At 43.9% G+C, this 3,129-nt stretch carries 3 protein-coding genes; all 3 read left to right on the top strand.

The annotated features are described in order from the left end of the window. Nucleotides 1-234 precede the first annotated feature (234 nt). Entirely contained in the window at nucleotides 235-1,455 is a 1,221-nt protein-coding gene (locus tag CHB62_RS14385; RefSeq protein WP_089367362.1) for a site-specific integrase, read from the top strand. A gap of 3 nt (nucleotides 1,456-1,458) precedes the next feature. Then, a complete protein-coding gene (locus CHB62_RS14390) occupies nucleotides 1,459-2,721 on the top strand; it encodes a site-specific integrase (RefSeq protein WP_089367360.1) in 1,263 nt (420 codons plus the stop codon). A gap of 20 nt (nucleotides 2,722-2,741) precedes the next feature. Next, nucleotides 2,742-3,129: DUF1896 family protein (locus CHB62_RS14395; RefSeq protein ID WP_089367361.1), on the top strand; the 388-nt coding region annotated here is incomplete at its 3' end.

The raw sequence follows: 3,129 nt of genomic DNA on the forward strand, positions 1-3,129 counted from the left end.
AACTTATGCACTTTTCTGCATTTTGTGATATGGCAAGATTGAGCGAAAAACGGCAATAGTTCCGTTACCAACTCGTAACCCATAGGGTACAAAGCAAAAAGGGGTTACGAATTGAATATAAACAACTGTGGCATAGGTTTTTATTCCTCATCTTTCATTTTTCTGCATAGCTCAAGAACTCTTGTTCGTATGTACCTTTGCAAGCAAAGGAAATTAGAAAAAAACGACAGAAAAATGAAAGAAAACAAACTGAAAGTCTCGTTTTTCACACAGGCTAAACGAGCGGACAAAAAAGGCATGGTGCCGCTTATCGGACGGATAGAACTGGGCAGGAAGCATTCCGCCTTTTCCGCCAAAAAGAAAGTCCCATTATCTCTTTGGGATAGCAGAAAGCAACGTCTTCTCGGCAAGAGTGCCATCGCAAATTCTATCAACCGGTATTTGAATGAATGCACTGCAGTCATTCATGCACGCTATCGGGAACTTTGCGAAAGTGGAGAGTCATTCACGGCTACGGATGTGCGCAATGCCTATCAGGGACAGCTTTGTCAAAGCGCAATGCTTTTAGAGTGCTATGCTGAGTACCTCACACAGATTCATGAAAGAGTGGGCATAGACCGGGCAATGAAAACACTGGAGCTGCGTACCTATCAGCAAACTCTTCTTCGGGAGTATGTGCGTAGGAAATACAAGTTAAGTGATATTCCGCTCATGGAGCTGGATATTTCCTTTATAGAAGGCTATGAATACTTTCTGACAATAGACCGAAAACTGAAACGTGGCAGTATATGCAGTGCCTTGGCTGCATTGAAGGCGGTTGTGAACAAGGCTGTCAAAAATGGCATGATAGACATGTATCCGTTCATTGGTTACAGTTACGAAAAGACGAAAGGAACGCCGAGAAACATCACGCAGGACGACCTGCAAAAGATTATCGACCTGCCCATCAAATGGGAGAAATATCGTGTCGTCCGTGATTTGTTCGTGTTCTCCTGCTTCAGCGGTCTTGCCATTTCAGATATACGCAATCTCAAAGAGGAAAACATCATCATTGAAGAAGGAAAGCTATGTATTAAAAGCAAGCGTGTCAAGACGAAGACTCCTTTTCGTGTAGTAGTTCTCTCCCCAGCCAAGACCATTATGGAAAGATATAGGGGCAGACGTGCGGGATATGTGTTTGACGTTCCCCCAAGAGACGTGGTTTACAATGCGATGCACCACATACAGAGAAGTATCGGTATGGAAACCCCTCTGACCTTTCACATGGCTCGCCATACTTTTGCTTCGGTCATTACCCTGTCGGCAGGTGTTCCGATAGAAACCGTAAGCGGTATGTTGGGACATACCAATTTGAGAACGACACAAGTGTATGCTGCGGTCAATTCAGAAAGAATAAGGCAGGATATGCAGAAGATTCAACAGCGGATAGAACACACTTTCACCTTAAAATTATAGCTTATGGCACACAGTACATTCAAGACATTGTTCTACATTAACCGTTCCAAACAGAAGAAGAACGGCAGATGCCCGATAATGGGGCGAATCACCATAAACGGGCAACAAGTACAATACAGTATGGGATTGGATGTCAATCCAAACAATTGGGACGCAAAGCATGGCAGATGCAAAGGCGACACTGATGAGATGAAGAACATCAACCGCATACTGACAGAAAAGGAAGGACAGATACAAACCAAATACAATGAGCTGGTTTGGCAAAAGGGGTATGTAAGTGCAGAACTGCTCAAAAATTGTCTGACGGAGGATTCACAAAGCAATGGAATGCTCATGGAAGAGGCAGACCGTTTCATAGAGGAAAAACGCCCTTGTGTGGGAATTTCCATCGCCCAATCCACTTTCCGCAACTACATCTATGACAAGCAGCTCATAGTATCCTTCCTGCTGGAAAAATACGGAATGTCCGATATTGGTTATTCACGGTTGGACTATGGCTTTGTCGAAGAATTGGATTTCTATCTTAAAAGCAAGCGCAGATTATCACCTGCCACCATTCAAATGACGGTTATTTTCTTGAGAAAGCTCATCAGCATCGGACAACAGAAAAAATACATCCGCCGAGACCCGTTTGTGGATTTTAAGGCGGAAAAACCACGTGGCACGAGAAGGTATCTCACAACGGAAGAACTCAAGCGCATTTTGCAAACGCCCATCTTAAACAAGCAGTTCGAGCGAGCAAGGCAACTCTTCATTTTCTGTGCCTTTACGGGACTGGCTCGTGTGGATATGTTGCGACTGACACCTAAACATATCCACCATTATGATGACGGAACTTGTGAGATACGTATCAAGCGACAGAAAACGGACGTAGAAGCCATCATTCCACTTCTGCCCATCGCAAAGGAGATACTTGACATTCATATAAAAGGGAAACAACACGATGATTTGATATTTCCAATATTGAACGTCAGCAAGGCATCTTTCGCCTGTATAAACATTGGTCAGATATGCCAAATTGAGAAAGGCTTGACCTTTCACATGGCTCGCCATACTTTCGCCACGACCATCTGCCTTTCCAATGGTATAGCAATGGAAACGCTCTGCAAGATGCTCGGACACAGCGACATTGGAACGACACAGATTTATGGAAAAATTACCGACCTGAAAATCAGAGAGGACATGAACCGTTTGCAGGAACATAAAAGTAAGGCTTTTTCTGACTATACGGAAGCTATCGAAAAGCAAAACGCAACAATATTCTAGAAATCAGCAAAAATTTATGTATGAAAACAGATAATAGCAAAAAGGAACTTTCCTATTTTCGATTGAAGTTGGAAAGCTATATGAGTGAACATCATCCCGAAAGAATGAGTGATATGGAGTTTATCACGGCAAGAGCCGACATGGCACTGACCGCCTACTGCGATGCCGTGGCGCAAGGCTTTAATCATTTAGAAGCAGAAAGAATAGCAAGTGAAGTGCTTTTCAGTGGACTGCATTTCTCAAAGTACGATACCCTTGTTTCTGTCTTGGAGGACGAGTTTGAGAGGGAACTTCCTGCACCGCTCCCCGAGAGGCTTTCACTTTTATTGTTGGCGAACAAGGCTGTTCAAGCCACATTCGCTGGGTACGAACTGACGGACGCATTTGCCGCAAGCGGACAATACGACC

The sequence above is a fragment of the Prevotella jejuni genome (genome assembly GCF_900187995.1).
Classification (GTDB): domain Bacteria; phylum Bacteroidota; class Bacteroidia; order Bacteroidales; family Bacteroidaceae; genus Prevotella; species Prevotella jejuni.